The 20393-nt window shown below is 69.6% G+C and carries 22 protein-coding genes, 1 tRNA gene and 1 pseudogene; 15 read left to right on the top strand and 9 right to left on the bottom strand.

Annotated features, from left to right (window positions below; translation table 11 throughout):
• Positions 1-30: 30 nt before the first annotated feature.
• From hemW to rph, 3 genes are read right to left on the bottom strand one after another with little or no spacing between them, the layout of a single operon-like run.
• Positions 31-1206 (bottom strand): radical SAM family heme chaperone HemW, encoded by a 1176-nt coding sequence (hemW, locus tag MFF58_RS14455; protein ID WP_238289104.1) that lies wholly within the window; start codon positions 1204-1206, stop codon positions 31-33.
• A 38-nt stretch (positions 1207-1244) separates the two neighbouring features.
• Positions 1245-1874, bottom strand: a complete 630-nt coding sequence (rdgB, locus tag MFF58_RS14450) for an RdgB/HAM1 family non-canonical purine NTP pyrophosphatase (protein ID WP_238289101.1) — start codon at positions 1872-1874, stop codon at positions 1245-1247.
• Positions 1871-2584: a ribonuclease PH gene (gene rph / locus MFF58_RS14445; protein WP_238289100.1), complete on the bottom strand. Its 714-nt coding sequence runs from the start codon at positions 2582-2584 to the stop codon at positions 1871-1873. The genes rdgB and rph overlap by 4 nt, the downstream gene beginning before the upstream one ends.
• A gap of 167 nt (positions 2585-2751) precedes the next feature.
• Here rph and hrcA point away from each other — a divergent pair, with 167 nt between their 5' ends.
• Positions 2752-3807, top strand: a complete 1056-nt coding sequence (hrcA, locus tag MFF58_RS14440) for a heat-inducible transcriptional repressor HrcA (protein ID WP_238289280.1) — start codon at positions 2752-2754, stop codon at positions 3805-3807.
• A gap of 48 nt (positions 3808-3855) precedes the next feature.
• On the opposite strand, the gene MFF58_RS14435 is transcribed toward hrcA, so the two are convergent.
• The gene (locus MFF58_RS14435) at positions 3856-4629 is read right to left on the bottom strand and encodes a DUF1236 domain-containing protein (protein ID WP_238289098.1); all 774 of its coding nucleotides are present in this window, start codon (positions 4627-4629) and stop codon (positions 3856-3858) included.
• 233 nt (positions 4630-4862) lie between these two features.
• Here MFF58_RS14435 and MFF58_RS14430 point away from each other — a divergent pair, with 233 nt between their 5' ends.
• The 3 genes from MFF58_RS14430 (at position 4863) to MFF58_RS14420 (ending at position 7859) form a co-directional block, all read left to right on the top strand.
• Complete coding sequence (locus MFF58_RS14430; protein WP_238289095.1) at positions 4863-6227, top strand: MFS family transporter; 1365 nt, start codon at positions 4863-4865, stop codon at positions 6225-6227.
• Positions 6228-6326: 99 nt separating this feature from the next.
• A complete protein-coding gene (locus MFF58_RS14425; protein ID WP_238289094.1) occupies positions 6327-7481 on the top strand; it encodes an alpha/beta hydrolase in 1155 nt (384 codons plus the stop codon).
• A 96-nt stretch (positions 7482-7577) separates the two neighbouring features.
• A complete protein-coding gene (locus MFF58_RS14420; RefSeq protein WP_238289092.1) occupies positions 7578-7859 on the top strand; it encodes a DUF2312 domain-containing protein in 282 nt (93 codons plus the stop codon).
• An 84-nt stretch (positions 7860-7943) separates the two neighbouring features.
• On the opposite strand, the gene MFF58_RS14415 is transcribed toward MFF58_RS14420, so the two are convergent.
• Positions 7944-8933, bottom strand: a complete 990-nt coding sequence (locus MFF58_RS14415; protein WP_238289090.1) for a phosphoribosylaminoimidazolesuccinocarboxamide synthase — start codon at positions 8931-8933, stop codon at positions 7944-7946.
• 354 nt (positions 8934-9287) lie between these two features.
• Here MFF58_RS14415 and MFF58_RS14410 point away from each other — a divergent pair, with 354 nt between their 5' ends.
• Entirely contained in the window at positions 9288-10040 is a 753-nt protein-coding gene (locus tag MFF58_RS14410) for a Crp/Fnr family transcriptional regulator (RefSeq protein WP_238289089.1), read from the top strand.
• 34 nt (positions 10041-10074) lie between these two features.
• Here the strand turns inward: MFF58_RS14410 and MFF58_RS14405 are convergent, their stop codons facing one another.
• The gene (locus tag MFF58_RS14405; RefSeq protein ID WP_238289087.1) at positions 10075-10689 is read right to left on the bottom strand and encodes a PAS domain-containing protein; all 615 of its coding nucleotides are present in this window, start codon (positions 10687-10689) and stop codon (positions 10075-10077) included.
• Positions 10690-10969: 280 nt separating this feature from the next.
• Here MFF58_RS14405 and MFF58_RS14400 point away from each other — a divergent pair, with 280 nt between their 5' ends.
• Positions 10970-11338, top strand: coding sequence for a hypothetical protein (locus tag MFF58_RS14400; protein ID WP_238289085.1), 369 nt, complete (start codon positions 10970-10972; stop codon positions 11336-11338).
• Between the two features lie 10 nt (positions 11339-11348).
• Positions 11349-11852: a cache domain-containing protein gene (locus tag MFF58_RS14395; protein ID WP_238289083.1), complete on the top strand. Its 504-nt coding sequence runs from the start codon at positions 11349-11351 to the stop codon at positions 11850-11852.
• A gap of 368 nt (positions 11853-12220) precedes the next feature.
• Here the strand turns inward: MFF58_RS14395 and MFF58_RS14390 are convergent.
• The 3 genes from MFF58_RS14390 to MFF58_RS14380 form a co-directional block, all read right to left on the bottom strand.
• Positions 12221-12296, bottom strand: a tRNA-Phe gene (locus tag MFF58_RS14390).
• A 107-nt stretch (positions 12297-12403) separates the two neighbouring features.
• Positions 12404-12574, bottom strand: coding sequence for a DNA gyrase inhibitor YacG (locus MFF58_RS14385; protein WP_238289278.1), 171 nt, complete (start codon positions 12572-12574; stop codon positions 12404-12406).
• 8 nt (positions 12575-12582) lie between these two features.
• Positions 12583-13236 carry a Maf-like protein gene (locus MFF58_RS14380; RefSeq protein WP_238289081.1) on the bottom strand — a complete coding sequence of 218 codons (654 nt, stop codon included), beginning with the start codon at positions 13234-13236 and terminating at the stop codon, positions 12583-12585.
• Positions 13237-13601: 365 nt separating this feature from the next.
• Between MFF58_RS14380 and MFF58_RS14375 the strand changes: the two genes are divergently transcribed.
• From MFF58_RS14375 to MFF58_RS14340, 8 genes and pseudogenes are all read left to right on the top strand, one after another.
• A complete protein-coding gene (locus MFF58_RS14375) occupies positions 13602-13811 on the top strand; it encodes a hypothetical protein (RefSeq protein WP_238289079.1) in 210 nt (69 codons plus the stop codon).
• 170 nt (positions 13812-13981) lie between these two features.
• The gene (locus tag MFF58_RS14370; RefSeq protein WP_238289078.1) at positions 13982-14227 is read left to right on the top strand and encodes a hypothetical protein; all 246 of its coding nucleotides are present in this window, start codon (positions 13982-13984) and stop codon (positions 14225-14227) included.
• 323 nt (positions 14228-14550) lie between these two features.
• Positions 14551-15759: a polyhydroxyalkanoate depolymerase gene (locus tag MFF58_RS14365; RefSeq protein ID WP_238289076.1), complete on the top strand. Its 1209-nt coding sequence runs from the start codon at positions 14551-14553 to the stop codon at positions 15757-15759.
• Positions 15760-15883: 124 nt separating this feature from the next.
• Positions 15884-18514 carry a TIGR02302 family protein gene (locus tag MFF58_RS14360; protein ID WP_373323344.1) on the top strand — a complete coding sequence of 877 codons (2631 nt, stop codon included), beginning with the start codon at positions 15884-15886 and terminating at the stop codon, positions 18512-18514.
• A 69-nt stretch (positions 18515-18583) separates the two neighbouring features.
• On the top strand, positions 18584-18769 hold the full coding sequence (locus MFF58_RS14355; protein ID WP_238289073.1) for a twin transmembrane helix small protein: 186 nt from the start codon (positions 18584-18586) through the stop codon (positions 18767-18769).
• Between the two features lie 139 nt (positions 18770-18908).
• Entirely contained in the window at positions 18909-19535 is a 627-nt protein-coding gene (locus MFF58_RS14350; protein ID WP_238289071.1) for an acyloxyacyl hydrolase, read from the top strand.
• 11 nt (positions 19536-19546) lie between these two features.
• The gene (locus tag MFF58_RS14345) at positions 19547-20119 is read left to right on the top strand and encodes a cob(I)yrinic acid a,c-diamide adenosyltransferase (protein ID WP_238289069.1); all 573 of its coding nucleotides are present in this window, start codon (positions 19547-19549) and stop codon (positions 20117-20119) included.
• A 163-nt stretch (positions 20120-20282) separates the two neighbouring features.
• Positions 20283-20393, top strand: a pseudogene (locus tag MFF58_RS14340) (electron transfer flavoprotein subunit beta/FixA family protein); the annotation flags it as partial.

Raw genomic sequence — 20393 nt, 5'->3', positions numbered from 1 at the left:
CCGAGCCCGCGCTCCGAGCCCGCGATCCGATCAGGCGGCCAGCTCGGCCACGAGGGCATTGAGGACCGGCGCCCCCCGTGGCGTCGCGGCGATGCGGCCGCCGGGCCGCCGCTCCAGCAGGCCGTCGGCCACCAGCACGCCGATGCGGTTGCCGTTCAGCGGACGTCCCTTCAGGGCCGCGTACCGTGCCGGATCGATGCCCTCCATGAGGCGCAGGCCCATCACGAGGAATTCGTCGGCCTGATCGGGCGCCGACAGCGCTTCGGTCTCGACGATGCCGTGACCGTCGCGCTCGACCCGGGCGAGCCATGCCTCCGGCGACCGCTCGACGACGGTGCCGATCCGGCCGGCCGCGGTGACGAGCCGCCCATGCGCGCCGGGACCGATCCCGGCATACTCGCCGTAGCGCCAGTACAGGAGGTTGTGGCGCGACTCCGCCCCGGGCCGCGCGTGGTTCGATATCTCGTAGGCCGGCAGGCCGGCGCGCCCGCACAGCTCCTGCGTCACGTCGTAGAGGGCGCGACCGGTATCGTCGTCGGGGATCACCAGCTTGCCGGCGGCCGCCAGCCCGTGGAACGGCGTGCCGGGCTCGATCGTGAGCTGGTACAGGGAGAGGTGTTCCGCGGCATGCGTCAGCGCCGCGCCGAGTTCCGCCCGCCACATCTCGGGGGTCTGCCCCGACCGCGCGTAGATCAGGTCGAAGGACGTTCGCGCGAAGACGGCCTGCGCGACGCGGATGGCATCGAGTGCCTGGGCGACGTCGTGCAGCCGGCCCAACGCCCTCAGCGACGCGTCGTCGAGGGCCTGCACGCCGAGGGAGACCCGGTTGACCCCGGCGGCGCGGTAACCGTGGAAACGACCGGCCTCGACGCTGGACGGGTTGGCCTCCAGCGTGATCTCCGCATCCGGCGCCACGCTCCACCGGTCCGCCACCGCGTCGAGCAGGCCCGCGACCGTCGCCGGCCGCATCAGCGACGGGGTGCCGCCCCCGAGGAAGATGCTGGTGACGATCCGCCCGGGGGTCCGGCCGGCGAAATGCGCGATCTCGGACCGGAAGGCGTCGAGGAAGCGCGGCTCGTCGATGCCTCCGTGCCGGACGTGGCTGTTGAAGTCGCAGTACGGGCACTTCGCGGCGCAGAAGGGCCAGTGCAGGTAGACCCCGAAGCCCGCGTCGCGGGTGGGATGGTCGGGGCCGGGCAAGCTCATGATGGGTCGGATGTGAGGCCGCGCGGCCGGTTTGGCAATCAGGCGCCGGGCGGGAGGCAGGCCCGGCTCAGATCCACGAAGGCGCGCGCCCGGTGCGACAGCCCCTCGCCCTTCTGCCAGTCGACGCCGTGCTTCTCGTCCGCGCTCATCTCGCCGAAGGTCCGCTCGTGTCCCTCGGGGCGGAAGATCGGGTCGTAGCCGAAGCCGGCCGAGCCCCTCGCCGCCACGAGGTCGCCGAACACCCGGCCCTCGAACAGCTCCGTGTGGCCGTCCGGCCAGGCGAGCACCAGCGCCGAGACGAAGTGCGCCCGGCGGCTGTGGGCCCCGCGCCGCTCCAGCTCGTGGAAGATGCGCGCCATGGCGCCGTCGAAATCCTTGGCCGGACCGGCCCAGCGGGCCGAGAAGATGCCGGGCGCGCCGTCCAGCGCGTCCACGCACAGGCCGGAATCGTCCGCGAAGGCCGGCAGGCCGGTGGCGTCGGCGGCGGCCCGCGCCTTGATGGCGGCGTTCTCGGCGAACATCGTGCCGGTCTCCTCCGGCTCCGGCAGGCCGAGTTCCCCGGCGGAGACCGCCTCGATCCCGAAGGGTGCCAGCAATTCGCGCATCTCGGTGAGCTTGCCGGCGTTGTGGGTGGCGATCACCACCTTGCCGGTGAGGCGGCGGCTCACGCGATCGCCTCCTTCTGCAGGGCGACCAGCCGGTCGGTACCGGCGCGGGCGAGCCGCAGCAGCTCCAGGAGCTGTCCCTCCGAGAACGGCTCCATCTCGGCGGTGCCCTGGACCTCGACGATGCCGCCCCGGCCGGTGAGCACGAAGTTGGCGTCGGTCTCGGCGGCCGAGTCCTCGGCGTAGTCGAGGTCGAGGACGGCCGTCCCCTTGTAGAGCCCGCACGAGACCGCCGCGACGTGGTCGCGCAGCGGGTCGACCGAGATGATCGAGCGCGTGCGCATCCAGGCGAAGCAGTCGTGCAGCGCCACCCAGGCGCCGGTGATGGCGGCGGTCCGGGTGCCGCCGTCGGCCTGGATCACGTCGCAGTCGACCGTGATCTGCCGCTCGCCGATCGCCGGCAGGTTGGTGACGGCGCGGAGCGAGCGGCCGATCAGCCGCTGGATCTCCTGCGTCCGCCCCGAGGGCTTGCCGGAACCGACCTCGCGCCGGGTGCGTTCGTGCGTCGCACGCGGCAGCATGGCGTACTCGGCCGTGACCCAGCCCTTGCCCGAACCGCGCAGCCAGGGGGGCCCGCGCTCTTCCAGGGATGCGGTACAGAGCACCCGGGTGTTGCCGAAGCTCACGAGGCACGAGCCCTCCGCGTAGCGCGAGACCGCGCGCTCCAGGCTCACGGGCCGCAACTCGTCGGCGGCACGCTTGGAAGGCCGCATCGCGGGCCCTTTCTGTCGAGGAAGTCGAGGGCCGGGCTCTTAGGCCGCCGCGCCACGGCGAGCAAGCATCTCCGTGCGGATTGATCCGCGCGGGTCGGTTAGCCATGATCGGACCACAGGATGACCGCGTGACAGACCCGAACCTTCGAGTGACCAACGGCCAGTCCATGCAGGCCCTCGCCGCGCTCAACGAGCGGGCGCGCGAGATCTTCCGGCAGATCGTCGAGAGCTACCTCACGACGGGGGAGCCCGTCGGCTCGCGAAACCTCGCCCGCATTCTGCCGATGGCGCTGTCGCCGGCCTCGATCCGCAACGTGATGGCGGATCTCGAGCATTCCGGCCTGATCTTCGCGCCCCACACCTCGGCGGGGCGGCTGCCCACCGAGCTGGGCCTGCGGTTCTTCGTGGACGCGATGCTCGAGCTCGGAGACGTCAGCCAGGACGAGCAGGGTCGCATCGAGGCGCAGATGCGCGCCGCCGCGTCCGGCCACACCTTCGAGTCGGCGCTCGCCGAGGCGTCGACGATGCTGTCGGGCGTCTCCCGCGGCGCCGGCGTGGTGCTGACCACCAAGGCGAACGTCAACCTGAAGCACATCGAGTTCGTCCGCCTCGATGCGGCCCGCGCCCTGGTGATCCTGGTCTCGGACGACGGCTCCGTGGAGAACCGGCTGGTGGACCTGCCGCCGGGCCTGCCGGCCGGAGCGCTCCAGGAGGCCACGAACTTCCTCAACTCCCGGCTTCATGGCCGCACCCTCGGCTCGCTTCGCGCGGAGATCGAAGCCGGCCGCAAGGCGATGAAGCGCGAGCTCGACGCGATCACCGAGCGGCTGGTGGATGCCGGGCTGGCCACCCCGGTCGGACCGACGGAAGCGCGGCAGCTGATCGTGCGCGGTCAGGCCAACCTGCTCGACGACCTGCGCGCCGTGGAGGATCTCGAACGCATCCGGCTGCTGTTCAACGACCTGGAGACCCAGAAGGACGTCATCGACCTGCTCGCGCGCGCCGAGGGCGGCGAGGGCGTGCGGATCTTCATCGGTTCGGAGAACAAGCTGTTCTCGCTCTCGGGCTCGTCGCTGATTGCGGCCCCCTTCCGCGACGGGTCGCAGACCATCGTCGGCGTCGTCGGCGTGATCGGGCCGACCCGCCTGAACTACGCGCGCATCGTGCCGATGGTCGATTATACGGCCCGCGTCGTGTCGAAGCTCCTCGACGGAGGCCGGTGAGAGGCGCCGGGCAGGCGCGAACCTGCCCGGCTTGACCGAGGGGAACGCTCAGGCGGGGATCACATCCACGATCTCGTAGGTGTCGGGATCGATGATCACGATGTCGTCGCGCACGAGGATGAACTCGTAGCCCTCGTATTCCGGGACGATCGACACGATGGCCGGCGGCAGCCGGTGCAGCGTCACCGAGCGCGGGATCGCGGTGCCGACCGCCAGCCCGAAGGCCACGTCCCTCAGGGGCGAGACGCCCAGGCGGGTGACTGAGCTGCGAAACTCGGTGCGCTGCCGGGTGTCGAGCCTGCCGACCGCGCCGCGGACGGAACCGCCCTCGCGGACACCCCCACGACCGCCCCGCTCGCCGGCCGGACCGCGGCCACCCTGGTTCGGACCGGCGCCATCCCGGCCGCCACGATCCCCCCGGTCGCCCCGGTCACCCCGGTCGCCACGGTCGCCGGCTCCGGGATTGGCGCCCGCGCCCGGACGTTCCGGGGCCCCATTGCGCTCGGCTGCGCCGCCGGGACGGCCGGGCCCTTCGGCTCCGCGGCCGGCCGGGGCTCCCGGCTCGGCGCCGCCCGGTCCCCGCATCGCACCGCCGCCTTCGGCACCGCCGGCGCCGCCCCGCATGCCGCCGCCAGCACCACCCGGTCCCGCGCCGCCCACTCCCGCGCCGCCGCCGGCGGCCGGCCCGGCACCGCCCGCTCCGCCGCCGGGGCCGCCTCCTGCGCCGCCCGCGCCGCCGCCGGGTCCGCCCTGCGCGAACGCCGTCGCCGCCCCGGCCACCACGATCACGGCCGCCACCGTGTCCCTCAGAATCCGCTTCATGGCCTGTCCTCCCGCCGCTGAGGGCGCGCCGTCGACGCCCGCGTCCGGCCGCAACGACCCCTCGTGCCAAACCGTTCCTTCCGGTGCGGGACAGGCGGGACGTGACACGGCATCGCCCTGTCCTCGGCAAAGACCCATCACGGACTTGCGATCAGGATCGTCACCTGTAACGTCGCGCCGCACGAAGAAGAGTCCGGCGCGGGCCGGCACAAAGATTGATCGACGGAGACGCCATGTCCGCTTCGAGAGACGATACCATCGGTATCGCACCGGGCGCCCTCGACGACGCCGCGGACCGGAAGCGCCGCATCTGGGCGATCGTCGGCTCGTCCTCGGGCAACCTCGTCGAGTGGTACGACTTCTACTGCTACGCCTTCTTCGCCCTGTACTTCGCGCCCGCGTTCTTCCCGAAGGGCGATTCCACCAGCCAGCTTCTCCAGACCGCCGGCATCTTCGCGGTGGGCTTCTTCATGCGGCCGATCGGTGGCTGGCTGTTCGGGCGCATCGCCGACCGGGTCGGACGCCGGACCTCGATGGTCATCTCGGTGCTGATGATGTGCTTCGGTTCGCTGCTGATCGGCATCCTGCCGACCTACGAGCATGTCGGCACCCTGGCACCGGTGCTGTTGCTGCTGGCCCGCATGCTCCAGGGCCTGTCGGTGGGCGGCGAGTACGGCACCTCCGCGACCTACATGAGCGAGGTGGCGATCAAAGGGCAGCGCGGCTTCTTCGCCTCGTTCCAGTACGTCACGCTGATTGGCGGCCAGCTCCTCGCGTCCCTGGTCCTGGTGCTGCTGCAGACGGTGATGACCGGTCCGGAGCTGACGGCCTGGGGCTGGCGCATTCCGTTCTTCATCGGCGCCGGCCTGGCGATCGTCGCGCTCTACCTCCGGCGCTCGCTGGCGGAGACCCGAGACAGCAGCGACAAGGAGACCGCCGGAACCTTCTCCGCGCTGGCCAAGCACTGGCGGGCGTTCCTGGTCGTGATCGCCTACACGGCCGGGGGCTCGCTCAGCTTCTACACCTTTACGACCTACATGCAGAAGTACCTCGTCAACACCGCCGGCATGCCGAAGACCTCGGCATCCCAGACGATGACGGTGGTGCTGTTCGTCTACATGATCATCCAGCCGCTCTTCGGCGCGCTCTCCGACAGGATCGGCCGCAAGGCCAACATGCTGCTCTACAGCGGGCTCGGCACGCTCATGGTCGTGCCGCTGATGACCGCGCTGGGGACCAACAAGGACCCCTACCTCGCCTTCGCGCTGATCACGCTGGGGCTCGCCGTGGTGTCGTTCTACACGGGCATCAGCGGCATCGTGAAAGCCGAGCTGTTCCCCACCAACGTGCGCGCCCTGGGCGTCGGCCTGTCCTACGCGCTGGCCAACGCCACCTTCGGCGGCACCGCGGAGTTCGTGGCCCTGTGGTTCAAGGACAACGGCATGGAGAGCACGTTCTTCTGGTACGTGACCGTGCTGATGGCGATCGCCTTCGTGGCCTCGCTGATCATGCCGAACCCCAAGGTCCACGGCTATCTCGACGGCGCCGGCACCGTCGAGGAGGCGCTCGGCAAGAAGCCGCGCCTCGCCCACGCCTGATCGGGGAGCCGGACGTCCGGAGCGGTCCGGCTCCTTCCGCCAACTGACATTCCGCCGGGCGCCGGACGTCCGCGGGGAACCCACGCCCGGGAGGACACGATGCGCACGTTCGCTGCTGCCGGAGCCCTGGCTCTCCTGGGTCTCGCTGCGGCCTGCCCCGGACACGCGGACGACACCGCGCCGTTCAGACCGACGCAGCCCGCCGGCTACTTCTTCGTCGGCGGGCACTACCAGGCGGCCAAGGACAAGACCGTCGCGGCCGGGCAGATGTTCGTCGAATACCGCGCGCCCGCGCAGATCACGCAACCCTACCCGATCGTCCTCGTCCACGGCACCGCGCAGACCGGGACCAACTTCCTCGGTACGCCCGACGGCCGGCCGGGTTGGGCGGACCGCTTCGCGGCCAAGGGTTTCGCCACCTACGTGATCGATCAGGTGGGACGCGGTCGCGCGGGCGGAGACGCGGAGGCCTACGGTCCCTATGCCCGCCTTCCGGTCGAGGATCTCGAGACCGTCTTCACCGGGCAGGAGCGGTCCACGCTGTATCCGCAGGCCAAGCTGCACACGCAGTGGCCGGGCGGACCGGGCGTGCGCGGCAACGCCGCCTTCGACCAGTTCTACCTGTCGCAGGTCCCCTACATCGCGAGCGCCCTGAAGAGCGAGGAACTGGTCGATCCGGCGCTGATCGCGCTCCTGGAAAAGATCGGGCCCGCGATCCTGCTCACCCATTCCCAGGCCGGCGTCTTCGGCTGGGCCGTGTCGGACCAGAGGCCCGACCTAGTGAAGGCCCACGTCGCGGTCGAGCCCAACGGTCCGACCTTCTACGACATCCGATTCAAGGGCGGGACGGACTGGTACGAGCGCGTGAGCGAGGCCCGCGCACGGCCTTACGGCATCACCCGGGTTCCCCTGCATTTCGAGCCGCCCGTGAGCAGCCCCGCCGACCTCACCGTCGTCCAGGCCGACACCCCGGCCCGGCCGGACCAGATCCGCTGCTGGCTCCAGGCGGCCCCGGCCCGGACGCTCCCGAACCTCGCCAAGGTGCCGGCCGTGATCGTGACCGCGGAGGCATCGTTCCGCGCGACGATGGACGACTGCACGGCCGCCTTCCTCACGCAGGCCGGGGCAAAGCCGGACCGGCTGGCCCTCGCCGAGCACGGCATCCGCGGCAACGGCCACATGATGATGCTGGAATCGAACAGCGATCAGGTGGCTGACGCGATCATCGGCTGGATCGAGCAGCGGACGCGCTGACCGGCCGCGACGCGCGCGCCGCGTTTAACCCGCCGCTAACCCCGTCCCGGCGAGGGTCCGCCGGTCATCCAGCGAGGGTTTGCAGCGAGGGTTTGCATGACGGACATGACCGATACCGTGGGCATCGCGGGCGATCGCATCCGCTCGATCATCGAGCGCGTGGAGCGGCTGGAGGAAGAGATCAAGGACCTGATGGAGGCCAAGAAGGAGGTCCTCGCCGAGGCGAAGGGCGAGGGCCTGGACGTCAAGGTTCTCAAGGAGATCCTGAAGATCCGCAAGCAGGACAAGGACGAGCGGGACGAGCAGGAGACGCTGCTCGACGTGTACCTGCGCGCGATGGATGCCCCCACCCCGGCCCCGATGGCCGCGGCCGCCTGAGGGCCCGATCGCGGTGACGATCGCGCAGCCGAACTTCGGCGGAGGAGAGACCCAGGTCCCTCCCCCGCGGGGCCGCCCCGATCCTCAGCGTCGCGCGTCCGCGCCCAGGTAGGCGGCGATGTTGCGCCGGATCCGGTCGAGGGGATCCTCGGCGGGATCCGGCAGCACGAAGCGTTCACCGGTGATGGTCTCGTAGGCGCGGATATAGACGGCCGCCGTCTCCAGCACGATTTCGGCCGGGATCTCGGGGATCGGATCCGTATAGGGATCGCACCGGGCCACCACCCAATTGCGCACGAAATCCTTGTCGAAGCTCTCCGGCGCCGCCCCGGCGGCAAAGCGCTCGGGGAAGCTCTGGGCGAACCAGTAGCGGCTGCTGTCGGGCGTGTGGATCTCGTCGGCGAGGACGATGCGGCCCTGACCGTCGGTGCCGAACTCGTATTTCGTGTCCGCCAGGATCAGCCCGCGCTCGGCGGCCAGCGACTGGCCGCGGGCGAAGAGCGCCAGCGCCGCCTCGGAAACCGTCCGCCACTGATCCGGCGTGAGCAGACCGCGCTCCAGGATCTCGCCCTCGGTCAGGGGCTCGTCATGGCCGCCGTCGAACGCCTTCGTGGTCGGCGTGATGATGGCCTGCGGCAGGCGCGCATTCGGCTGCAATCCATCCGGGAAGCGGTGTCCGTACATCGCCCGCTCGCCGGCGCGGTAGCGCGTCAGGATCGACGTGGAGGTCGTGCCCGCGAGGTAGCCCCGCACCACGACCTCGACGGGGAGGATCTCCAGGCGCTGGCCGACGACGACGTTCGGGTCGGGATAGGCGATCACGTGGTTCGGGCAGATGTCGGCCGTCCTCTCGAACCAGTAGCGCGCCGTCTGCGTGAGGACCTGTCCCTTGAAGGGGATCGCCGCGAGGGCGCGATCGAAGGCGCTGATCCGGTCGGAGGTGATCAGCACGCGCCGTCCGTCCGGCAGGTCGTAATTGTCCCGGACCTTGCCGCGATAATGGTTCGGCAACTCGGGCAAAGTCGCCTCGCTCAGGACTTGGTGCGCGTGCGGAGCGAGGTCGGCCGGGTTCATCGGAGCTTCCCGTCAGGCTGCGCGGCGATCCCGCCGCGATCCCTGTGTGCGCGGACGGACGGGAGATTTCCAGTCCCAGGCCCCCGGCCTCGCCCGCGCGCGGGGCCGGGCTTACCGCCCGCAGCTCGGCGACCGGCCCGATCCATCCTCACCTGCCGTCGGACCACGGCGCACCGCGTCGAGCGACGACGCGGCCGCCGCGCCGGGGCCGGCGACCGGCCGGATATCGACCTCGGCCGCGGGCGATGGCTCTGGTCGCGATCGATCGCCGGCCCTATCCTAGTCCGCCAGAGCGTGTGGTGAGGGTGTTGGTGGCCGCGAGGACGCGCGACGCCGCCGGACAGCCGAGGCGCGATGATCGAATCCACGCACCAGCCGGGCAGGCATCCATTCCTGCGCAAGCTCGACAGCATCGCCCTGTTCAAACCGACCGACGAGGAGCGCGCGGCCCTGCACGCCCTGCCCATGCAGATGGCGACCGTCGAGGCCTACCAGGACATCGTGCGTGAGGGTGACCGTCCGTCCCGGTGCTTCGCCCTGCTGGACGGTATAGCCTGCACGTACAAATCGACCCGGGCCGGCAAGCGGCAGGTCATGAGCTACCACGTTCCCGGCGACATCCCGGACTTCCAGAGCCTCCACCTGGAAGTCCTGGACGTCAGCATCGCCACCATCAGTCCGTGCCGCCTCGGCTTCGTGCAGCACGAGGCGGCGCGCGCATTGCTCCGGGCGCACCCGCGGCTCAACGACCTCTTCTGGCGGGGGACCCTGATCGACGCCGCCATCGTGCGGGAGTGGATGCTCAATACGGGCCGGCGCGACGCGTATGCCCGCATGGCCCATCTGTTCTGCGAGCTGGTGACGCGCCTCGGCGCGGTCGGGCTCGCGCCGGACCGGAGCTGCGAGTTGCCGATGACGCAGCCGGAGCTCGCGGACGCCCTCGGGATTACACCGGTTCACGTCAACCGGACCATCCGGGATCTGAAGGCCGCGGGCCTGATCACCCTGCGCAGCCGGCGCCTCTCCGTCGACGACTGGGACGGCCTGAAATCGGCCGCCGAGTTCGATCCGACGTATCTGCATCTTCGCGACCAGGATGCGCCGTAGCCGGTCCGCGTCGCGGCGTCATCCGCGTCGACCGTCAGCTCAGCCGGCGGCGCCGCTCCGTGAGTTCCTGCGCGGCGAGCCTGCGCCCGATCTGGTTCAGGAGTGCCTCGGCACGCGACGTCAGCTCACGGTCGTTCAGTGCGCCCAGCGTCTGATAGGCCGCGATCGCCGCCGCGGCGGCCTGATCCAGCGACGAGGTAGAGCGATCCGACCCCGTGTCGGAGAGTCCGTCGCCGTCGCGGTTCGCACGAAGGCGGGTGATGTCCACGATGATGCCGCGGCCGCTGACCGGTTGGCCGCGGTGATTACAGAAGAACCGGCCGCGGGTGAGCACCCAGCGCGTGACGCCGTCCGCGGAGCGGACGCGGTACTCGAAAAGATAGGGTCTGCCCTCCTGGGCGTCCTTCCGGAACGCCGCCAGCACCTGCCGTCGATCCGCCGGGTGGATGCTGGCGACGTACGCGGCGACCGGCAGACCGACCTCGGCGTCGACCGGATCGACATTGAAAAGATGCGCCACATAGGTATCGGCGAACGCGCGATCGGACGCGGCGTCCCACGACCACGCTCCGATCTCGTCGCGGGAGTCGCGCGCATACCGGAGCGTGTTACCGAGGTGCCAGCCGCCGGGCGCGTTCAGTTTCGGCATGGGATGTCGAGCCGGTTGAACAAAAGCTGATCCACGTTATAGTGAAATCAGGTCTCCGCAAGAAAGATTCGGATTGAGATCGCTGCGGTGGCCGCGCGACCGGTACCATTCTACGCCCCGACACGAGACCGTCGCCCACCGTCGAATCTCAGCCGGCAGAGGTTCGGCGCTCCACGCAAAGGATCGTGGCAAAACCTCTAAATGGATGATGCGCTTCGACTGATCGAAGCGCTATTCAACGTCTCCTGAATGCGAGAACCGTGTTGACGCGGAGGCGTGGATGACAAATCTCGCGCAGCTCGAACTCTTCTATTGGGAGGCCCGGGACATCGTGTCACGCGCCGAGACCGACATGCTCCGCCTCGAGCGGGACGGCGCGCGCGAGGGTCATCTGTTGATGGCCGCGCAGATCCTGGCGGCGGTCAGGCATCTGAGCCGCATCATCGAGCACCACTGCCATCACCCCGAGCGCGCGACGCTGCCCCTGCCCGCGACGGCGGGCCGGCCGGCTGCCCGCAAGCGCGTCTGGTGGATCGTGCCGTTGCGGCCAGGACGGGGGTATTCAGGCAACTGGACATCCCGCCCGTCGGATCTCCCCGTTGGCGGACAAACCGGCGGAGCCGAGACTACGCTCCGATCGGGCCGGTGATGGTGCCGTGATGCCCTCGGGGCGCGGCAACGTCAGGCTCGCAACTTGGCTAGTCGCGCCGCTGCTCTTCTGCGCGCCCTTCAATGCGTTTGGCGAGCGACACCCCCCGCCCTCCCACCAAGCCGCCGAGATCGAAGCCTTGGTCAACCGGGCGGCCGAGGCTCTGGAGCAACAGGGTTCCGCGGCCTTCTCGGCCTTCCGGAGGAAAGGCAGCGGGTGGCGCTACGGCGATGTCTACCTGTTCGTCGTCGACATGCAGGGCATCGTGCTTCTCAATGCCGCCCGCCCGAACCGCGAAGGACGGGATCTGCTCGACGAGCGCGACGCCGATGGAAAACGGTTTCACAGGGACTTCGTCGACGTGGTCATACGCTTCGGATCCGGCTGGGTCGACTACATGTTTCCCAAGCCTGGCGAGGCTGCCGCAGCCGTGAAGTGGAGTTACGTTTGCGGCACGCGCGTCGACGGCGTCGAGGCGCTGGTGGGCGCCGGCGTCTACGTCGATGGGCGCTGAGACCGCCGTGCACGACCGCGGCAGGCGGTACCCGCCAGGACGGCGAGCCTTCTCACCGATGGCTTGTTCTCTGCATCTGGTTCGACGAGCGCCGCGTCGAAAGCGTCATGCTCGCGCCACGAACAGTATCGGATCGTAGCAACGCAGGCACGGAAGCGGTTTTCCATTCGCCGCCGCATCGCGCCGCCCGCGCGGTTCCATGGACGGTCGGTACCGCCGATGATCTCAGCCGGGAAGCTGGGTGCGGGCCAGCGGGGTCGATCAGACGACAAGCCCTCGGGGGACGGAGCCGCGCTGGACGCGACACAGCGAACCCGATACCGCGGATTGGAGAGGCGCTAGGCCTCGGTCCGCTGTCAGGAGGCGGATGGTGCCCAGGGACGGAGTCGAACCGCCGACACTGCGATTTTCAGTCGCATGCTCTACCAACTGAGCTACCTGGGCGTCGCCCGCGCCGCTGTCGGCCTCGGACGCCGCGGGGTATAGTGAAGGCTGCGCGGCCTGTCCAGCCTTGCCGTGACACCGGCGTGACCGAACGGCCGGAAAAATCGTCAGGCGTCCGGATCCGGCTCGCGGGGCGGCTCATCGGAGTCGAGCTCCTCGGGTATGGCGTAACGCTCGTTCAACCAGCGCCCCAGGTCGACGTCAGCGCAGCGCTGAGAGCAGAACGGCCGGAATTCCGCCGACTCGGGCCGTCGGCAGATCGGACAGGCGGGACGCATCGCGCGGCTCACGCGAGGCCGCCCCACCCGGCCCGGATCGGATACCCCTCGCCGTCGAGCAGGCTCATCGTCTCGTAGAGCGGGAGGCCGACCACCGCGCTGTAGGACCCCACGAGTTTCACCACGAACGCGCCCGCCAGCCCCTGGATGGCGTAGCCGCCGGCCTTACCACGCCACTCGCCGGAGGCGAGGTAGCCTTGGATGTCCCGGCCCGAAAGGCGCTTGAACCGCACGCGGCTCTCCACGATCCGCTCCCGCCGCCCGCGCGGCGAGAGCACGCAGACGGCCGTGAAGACCCGGTGCTGGCGCCCGGACAGCAGACGCAGGCAATCCGCCGCCTCGTCCGGGACCTCGGCCTTCGGAAGGACGCGCCGTCCGACCGCCACGACCGTGTCGGCCGATACCAGCCAAGTCGGCGTCGTCGTGGCGTCCAGGTGCAGCGCCGCCTCGGCGGTCGCGAGCTTTGTCCGAGCGAGGCGCCGAGCGAGTTCACGCGGGGGCTCGGCCTTGCGCGGCGTCTCGTCGACCTCGGCGGGCAGCAGCGCGTCCGGCTCGATCCCGATCTGCTGCAGGAGCGCGAGGCGTCGAGGCGAGGCGGAAGCCAGCACGAGGCGGGTCTTCGCTCCCTGCGTCGCACCGACCGCTTCAGGTGTGGCGTCCATGGTGTTCCACTCGCACGGGCGGCCGGGGGCGACGGGGCTCCTGATCCAGAGCGCCATCATCGGCCAGGACAGCCTTGATCCGGCAGCCTGATAAGCGAAGGGGTCCGGGTTGTGAACCGGAGCCGGCAGCGGGCGGCAATGGATCCTCGATCTCCGATCGCCGCCCGCGACGTGCTGGCACGAAGACGTTCCCAGCCTGCCCTGGTGCCCGGCATTCCCGATTGAAGACACGTTCATGATCAAAATTCGGGCGTCGGGACCGGTTTTAATATTCGGCAAGTCAAGCCGCAGACGTCGCACCGAACCGTAACCGAGTGTTAACCAAGACGGGCGGAGAATGCAGACATCGGAAGAGGTGGACCCCGATGCTCAACGCCGATCCGCTCCTGCGACGCCCCAAGCTCGTCACCGCAGCGCTCCTCACCCGTGCCCTCGACGGATTGCGGCCGAAGGTGAGCTCGCCGGTTGAGATCTGGCAGAAGCTCACCGACCAGTACGTCGTGGATCTCGACGCCGTCGCGGCGCTGCTGCCCGCGACCGAGCCTGAGACGCACTGGCTGCCCGCCCGCGACTGACGCGTCTTCTTCCAGACCGTCACGGGTGCCCGCCCTTGGCACGCGACATGCAAAGATCGCGGTCAAAGAGTGATCGATAACCGGAGGAAGCACTCAGGCAACGACAACGCGGTGGCTCTCACGCCGGAGCACCCCGCGGACCTTTCGTTCACACGGAGTGGAGGTCCGTCATGTCAGAACTGCTCTCTGTCGCCCTTGTCTGCGCCGGTACTCTGCTCGCGCAGGATTGCTCCCGCGTCACCGCACTCGACGTCATCGTCGCCCCGGCCCACTCGCCGATGGAATGCCTGATGCACGCCCAGACAATGGCCGCGCAGGCCGGACTTCCCGGCGGCAGCGACCGCTATCTCAAGATCGCCTGCGAGCATCGGCGCCTGGAAGGCGATCCCGGCCGGGTGATCCGACGGGCATCGTGAGCCCTATATGCCGGGCACACCACCGCAATCCCGCCGGCCGACGCCGTTGTTGGCCGGCGTGCCGAAATTCTCGGCAAGGTCTGCCGGCGATCCGCCGAGACTCCACCGCGTGACCTGCCCCGATTCGACGGAGGAGAATTGAATGGTGCACCAAAGACACGTCAGTACAATTCCTGCTTCACTAGGGCTTTAGAACAGTTGCGGCCGTACGGCACCGGACCCATCCTGCTTGGCCACGCTGATGCAAGCCTGATCCCGGCATCTGCCGACCGAGCCGTCCCGAAGGCCCCGTGCTGGGCCGGGTTCCGCGAGTGCCCGACCCCATGATCTACCATGCGTTCGACCTGCAGACCGACATCGCAGCCCAGACCCGGGCCTGGGGACGGCTGCTGAACGACGTCTGGTCACCGTGGCGCGCATGGGGCCAGCCGATCACGTGGATGTCCGCCGGCGCCCGGATGATGATGCGCACGGGGCTGACCTTCGCCCGACCGGCCTATGGCATCGACGCGGTGAAGGTCGGCAACCGCAGCGTTCCGGTCGTCGAGGAGCCCGTCGCGGTCACACCGTTCGGCACCCTGCTGCACTTCCGGAAGGACATCCACACCGACCAGCCCAAGGTGCTCATGGTCGCGCCGATGTCGGGGCACTTCGCGACGCTCCTGCGCGCCACGGTGCGCACGATGCTGCCGGACCACGACGTCTACATCACCGATTGGCACAACGCCCGCGACGTGCCGCTGTCGGAGGGTCGGTTCGGGTTCGACGACTATGTCGGCCACCTCGTCCACTTCCTGCAGACGATCGGTGAAGGCGCCCACATGGTGGCGGTCTGCCAGCCGGCCGTGCAGGCGCTGGTGGCTGCGGCCGTCATGGCGCAGACCAAGGACGCGGCGGCTCCGCGCAGCATGACCCTGATGGCCGGCCCGGTGGATTGCCGCGTCAACCCCACGGGCGTGAACGAACTCGCCACCTCGAAGCCGATCGAATGGTTCGAGCAGAACCTGATCGCCACCGTTCCTGCGCGCCACAAGGGAGCCGGCCGCAAGGTCTATCCGGGTTTCGTGCAGGTCTCGGCCTTCATGGCGATGAACGCCAAGCGCCACATCCAGGGCCATACCGACCTGTTCTGGCACATGGCGAACGGCGAACACGCGCAGGCGGAGGCCATCGAGACGTTCTACGACGAGTACTTCGCCGTTCTGGATCTCGCGGCCGATTTCTATCTGGAAACGGTCAAGACCGTCTTCCAGGATCACGCCCTGGCCAGGAACGCGGTGCGCTATCGCGGCGATCCGATCGACCTCGGAGCCATCCGGCGGACCGCCCTGATGACCGTGGAGGGCGAGCGGGACGACATCTGCGCCGTCGGCCAGACCATGGCGGCGCACGAACTCTGCACGGGTCTCGCGCCTTACATGCGGACCCATTATCTGCAGGCCGGGGTCGGCCATTACGGCGTTTTCGCGGGACGGCGCTGGGAAACCCAGATCTACCCCCAGGTGCGCAACTTCATCCAGTCCCACAACTGACGCCGGATCGTACGGCCGACGTCGCGCCGATTTGACCCGCCGACGGCCGCGGCTCACCATGATAGCCTCTTCGGACAGAGCCGGGCCCCTGCCGGGCTCATAGGCGTGGGGCGGAACGGTCGGCGTGATCGACAGGGACGGTTTCGGCAGCGACGACGGCAAGACCGGCCGCGCATCAAAACGGCCCGTGGCGGCCACGCGCCTCGACCGGCTGGTGGCCCAGGCGCGGGCGGCCGTCCTGTGGGAGCAGGCCTGGCCGGTTCTGTGGCGCGGATTGGGCGTCGGCCTCCTGTTCCTGGTCCTCTCATGGACGGGCCTGTGGCTGGACCTGCCGCCGCTGGGGCGGCAGATCGGCCTCGGCGTGGTCGCGGCTCTCCTGGTCACCGCGCTCATGCCGCTCGTTCACCTCGCCCGGCCTGACCGCCGCGCGGCACTCGCCCGGATCGATCGCGAAGCCGCGTCGCGTGATCCGTCCCTGCGCCACGGGCCCGCCTCCGCGGCGCAGGATACCCTGATTGTCGGCGCCGCGGATGCAGGCAGCCGCGCCCTCTGGGACCTGCACCAGAGGCGCGCCGCACGGGCCGTGGCTGCCCTGCGCGTCGGCTTGCCCCGCCCGGGCATGACCCGGCTCGACCCCTTCGCGCTGCGGGCCGGTCTGATCGTCGCCGCCGTGGCGAGCCTGTTCGCGGCGGGACCGGAATGGCGCGAGCGCATCGGTGCGGCGTTCGACTGGCAGGAGCCGGCTGCGCCCGGTCCGAACTTCCGCGTGGACGGCTGGATCGATCCGCCACTCTACACCCGCCTGCCACCGCTGCTGATCGCGATGGACGGGAGCGACCAGCACCTGCGCGCGCCGGTCAACGCGCAGCTGATCGTGCGCATCGCCGGCCAGGGCAAGGCCGCGGCAAACACGACGCTGACGCCCAATGCCGGCCTCGTTCCGGTGCCCGGCCAGGAGGCGCGGCCGGATCTGCGAGAGGAACGCTACCGCATCGTCGGCGGTGCCGAGCTCGTCATCGTCACGCCGGCCGGTCGGCAGCGTCTGACCGTGGACGCGATACCGGACCGCCCGCCGGAGGTGACCGCGACCGGCGGGCCCGAGGTGAACGGGCGCGGCACCTTCAACCTGAGCTACAGGGCTAAGGACGATTACGGGATCAGCGCAGCCGAGGGACTGATCGAGCCGCTCAAGCCCGGGCGGTCCCTGGTCTCCGTGCCGCGCATCGGTCTCGCCCTGCCGGCCGACGCCGCGGGCGAGACCGATACCAAGACCCTCGTCGACCTCACCGACAATGCCTGGTCCGGCGCGCGCGTGCGCTACCATATCGTGGTGAAGGACGAGGCCGGTCAGGAAGGGCGCACGCCGGACACCGAGATCACGCTACCGTCGCGGCCGTTCCGCGAGCCCCTGGCGCGAGCGCTGGCTGAGGGACGCCGCCGCCTTGTCACGGCACCGGACACGGATCGCCGCTGGGTGCAGAGCGCCCTGGACGCGCTCCTGGTCGCGCCCGACACGTTCACGCCGCAGCCCGCGATCTTCCTCGGTCTCCGGACCGCCACGGAACGGCTGCGCAGCGCCAAGACCGATCCCGATCTGATCGAAGTGGCCGATCTTCTCTGGGAGATGGCGCTCAAGATCGAGGACGGCGACCTGTCGGATGCCGAGAAGCAGCTGCGCCAGGCGCAGGACCGGCTGAAGGAGGCCATGGAGCGCAATGCGCCCGACGACGAAATCAAGCGCCTGACCCAGGACCTGAAGCAGGCCCTCGACAAGTTCCTCTCCGAGATGGCTCAGAAGCAGGGCCGGGAACCCCGCGAGCAGAGCGAGCGGAGCCAGGGCAATCAGCAATCGAAGACCGTCACGCCCCAGGATCTCGACAAGATGATCCAGGACATGGCCGAGGCCATGAAGCGCGGCGATACCGCGGAGGCGCAGCGCCTCATGGAGCAGTTGCGCAACACCCTGGAAAATCTCCAGTCCGCGGAGCGGGGCAGCCGCACCGATCAGGCGGCCCGCGAGATGCAGAAGCAGATGCGCAATCTCGACGAGATGGCGAAGGAGCAGCAGGGCCTGCGCGACGAGACCTTCAAGGATGGGCAGGAGCAGCGCGGCGGCCAGAAGCCGCAGAACCGCGGCCAGCAGCAGCAGGGACAGCAGGGTGGCCAGGGGCAGAAGCAGCAGGGCCAAGGACAGCAGGGCCAGCAGGGCCAGGGACAGCAGGGTCAACAAGGCCAGCGGGGACAGGGCCAGCAGGGCGATGTCGGCGAGCGCCAGCAGGCGCTTCGGCAGAAGCTGGAAGAGCTTGAGCAGCGCATGAAGGAGAACGGCATGCGCGGCGAGCAGGGTCTGGCCGACGCCGAGAACGCGATGCGGGACGCCGAGAACGCCCTGAAGCAGGGCGATTCCGGCGAGGCGGTGGATGCCCAGGGCCGGGCCCTCGATGGCCTCAAGCGCGGCGCCGAGGGCATGGCGCAGCAGATGCAGGACATGGCGGAGGGTCAGGGCGAAGGCCAGCAGGAGGGCGGTCAGCAGCCCGGCCAGCAGGGTCAGGCCGGCGCCCGGGACGACGATCCCCTCGGCCGCCCGACGCGCGGTCGCGACATGAGCGACGGACGGGTACGTGTGCCGACCGCGGACGAATCGGCGGTTCAGCGGGCCCGCCGCATCATGGAAGAGCTGCGTCGCAAGCTGGGCGACCCGACCCGTCCCCGCGAGGAGCTCGATTATTTCGAGCGCCTGCTCCGCCGCAACTGAACCCCCGACAACCCCAAGACGCCACGCGGTGCCGGCTCACGGCACCGGTTCGGCCCGGATCAACGCCCCATGTCGTCCAACACCCTCGTCCTCCTCGCCTGCTTGGCCGTGGCCTTCGTGCTGTTCTTCGGCTTGGCCAACATGATGCGGGGCGGGAGCGCCAACATCTCGCAGAAGTTGATGCGCCTGCGGGTCCTGCTCCAATTCGTGGCGATCGTGATCATCATGGGCGTCGTCTGGTGGCGCTCGGCCTGAGCGCACGCGACCGGGTGTGACCGCGCCGCCGCACCCGGTGCCTTTCGCCGCCGCGTCGGATGAATTCAGCGCCTGAGCCCGCAGACCTCGTGCTACGCTCGGTAGAGAAGAACTGCCAAGCCTTCCCGGCCGAGACCGCATGACCACCCCTTTCCGTACCTGCCTTATCGGCCTCCTCACCGGTGCGGCGATCCTGCCCGTGTCGGCCGCGGACGCGCCGCCGCTGCCGGCGGCCTACGCGGCTCCGGCTCAGCCGCTCAGCATCGTGTCGGAGGTGCGGATCGGCGGAGCGGTACAGGATCCGGGCAGCGCCGAGGGCAAGCTCCCCGGCTTCAGCAAGGCGAACGTCAACGGCGAGATCCTCTTCGCCAAGCCGCAGATCAGCGCCGATCCGTTCTGGCAGGCCTTCGTGCCGCGCCCCACGGTGGGCGGCAGCTACAACACCGGCGGCCGGACGAGCTACGCCTATCTCGGCGCGACCTGGACGGTGGAGATCTTCCCCGAGACCTTCAACCGCCGAATCTTCCTCGACGGGTTCTTCGGCGGGGTTGCCCATAACGGCTATACCGGCCCGAAGGCCGAGACGCCCTACGGCTTCAACACGCTCGGCTGCTCTCCGATGTTCCGCGAAGCCGCGGCGCTGGGCTATCGCCTCACCGAGCATTGGAGCATCATGGCGACGGTCGAACACATGTCGAATGCCGGGCTCTGCGCGAACAATCGCGGTTTGACCAATTTCGGCGGCAAGATCGGCTACACTTTCTGAGACCGGATCCCGTGGTCAAGCTCAACCGCATCTACACGCGCACCGGCGACAAGGGCACGACCGCGCTGGCGGACGGGCAGCGCCGTTCCAAAGCGGACCTGCGGATCGAGACCTACGGCACTGTCGACGAGACCAACGCCTGTATCGGCATGGCGCGCCTCCACACGGAGGGCCGCCTGGACGCCATGCTGGGCGCCATCCAGAACGACCTCTTCGATCTCGGCGCCGATCTGGCGACTCCCCCGACGCCCGAGCCGCTGCCGTACGAGCCGCTGCGGATCGTGGCGAGCCAAGTCGAGCGCCTGGAGCGCGACATCGACGCTCTGAACGAGCCGATCGCGCCCCTGAAATCCTTCGTCCTGCCCGGTGGATCCCCGGCCTCCGCGGCCCTTCACCTCGCCCGCACCGTGTGCCGGCGGGCCGAACGTCTGGCGGTGAGTCTCGCCGCCCGCGCGGACGAAAGCGTGTCGCCCGAGTCGCTGCGATACCTGAACCGGCTGTCCGACTTCCTGTTCGTCGCCAGCCGCGCGGCCAACGCCGACGGCGCCGACGATGTCCTCTGGGTGCCCGGCGCCAACCGCTGATCCACCCGTCCCGTTTTCGTCGGCCTCCAACGCGCCGCGTTGACAAGGCGGAAATGTGGCCGTTACGGTCCGGCACCTTGCGTGCCCCGCCCCCGCAGTCCCGGTGACAGCGGGAGAGGCGTGCACGACGACAAGAATCCTCCGGGGAAGGATCGAAGCCGCCATGAAGGTTCTGGTGCCTGTGAAGCGGGTGGTGGACTACAACGTCAAGATCCGTGTGAAGGCGGACGGCTCCGGGGTCGAGCTGGCGAACGTGAAGATGTCGATGAACCCG

Source organism: Methylobacterium longum, from assembly GCF_022179385.1.
Classification (GTDB): domain Bacteria; phylum Pseudomonadota; class Alphaproteobacteria; order Rhizobiales; family Beijerinckiaceae; genus Methylobacterium; species Methylobacterium longum.
This window is presented reverse-complemented; position numbering and strand designations above follow the sequence as displayed.

Bases quoted from the DNA above. Each gene is read 5' to 3' on its own strand.
- MFF58_RS14415 (WP_238289090.1), bottom strand. From the start codon at position 8,933: ATGAACCCGGCCGACCTCGCTCCGCACGCGCACCAAGTCCTGAGCGAG.
- MFF58_RS14405 (WP_238289087.1), bottom strand. From the start codon at position 10,689: ATGCCGAAACTGAACGCGCCCGGCGGCTGGCACCTCGGTAACACGCTC.
- MFF58_RS14355 (WP_238289073.1), top strand. From the start codon at position 18,584: ATGTCGTCCAACACCCTCGTCCTCCTCGCCTGCTTGGCCGTGGCCTTC.
- MFF58_RS14395 (WP_238289083.1), top strand. From the start codon at position 11,349: ATGCCCTCGGGGCGCGGCAACGTCAGGCTCGCAACTTGGCTAGTCGCG.
- MFF58_RS14375 (WP_238289079.1), top strand. From the start codon at position 13,602: ATGCTCAACGCCGATCCGCTCCTGCGACGCCCCAAGCTCGTCACCGCA.
- MFF58_RS14430 (WP_238289095.1), top strand. From the start codon at position 4,863: ATGTCCGCTTCGAGAGACGATACCATCGGTATCGCACCGGGCGCCCTC.
- MFF58_RS14410 (WP_238289089.1), top strand. From the start codon at position 9,288: ATGATCGAATCCACGCACCAGCCGGGCAGGCATCCATTCCTGCGCAAG.
- MFF58_RS14365 (WP_238289076.1), top strand. From the start codon at position 14,551: ATGATCTACCATGCGTTCGACCTGCAGACCGACATCGCAGCCCAGACC.
- hemW (WP_238289104.1), bottom strand. From the start codon at position 1,206: ATGAGCTTGCCCGGCCCCGACCATCCCACCCGCGACGCGGGCTTCGGG.
- rph (WP_238289100.1), bottom strand. From the start codon at position 2,584: ATGCGGCCTTCCAAGCGTGCCGCCGACGAGTTGCGGCCCGTGAGCCTG.
- MFF58_RS14435 (WP_238289098.1), bottom strand. From the start codon at position 4,629: ATGAAGCGGATTCTGAGGGACACGGTGGCGGCCGTGATCGTGGTGGCC.
- MFF58_RS14400 (WP_238289085.1), top strand. From the start codon at position 10,970: ATGACAAATCTCGCGCAGCTCGAACTCTTCTATTGGGAGGCCCGGGAC.
- MFF58_RS14380 (WP_238289081.1), bottom strand. From the start codon at position 13,236: ATGGACGCCACACCTGAAGCGGTCGGTGCGACGCAGGGAGCGAAGACC.
- MFF58_RS14370 (WP_238289078.1), top strand. From the start codon at position 13,982: ATGTCAGAACTGCTCTCTGTCGCCCTTGTCTGCGCCGGTACTCTGCTC.
- MFF58_RS14420 (WP_238289092.1), top strand. From the start codon at position 7,578: ATGACGGACATGACCGATACCGTGGGCATCGCGGGCGATCGCATCCGC.
- MFF58_RS14350 (WP_238289071.1), top strand. From the start codon at position 18,909: ATGACCACCCCTTTCCGTACCTGCCTTATCGGCCTCCTCACCGGTGCG.
- hrcA (WP_238289280.1), top strand. From the start codon at position 2,752: ATGCAGGCCCTCGCCGCGCTCAACGAGCGGGCGCGCGAGATCTTCCGG.
- MFF58_RS14425 (WP_238289094.1), top strand. From the start codon at position 6,327: ATGCGCACGTTCGCTGCTGCCGGAGCCCTGGCTCTCCTGGGTCTCGCT.
- MFF58_RS14385 (WP_238289278.1), bottom strand. From the start codon at position 12,574: ATGCGTCCCGCCTGTCCGATCTGCCGACGGCCCGAGTCGGCGGAATTC.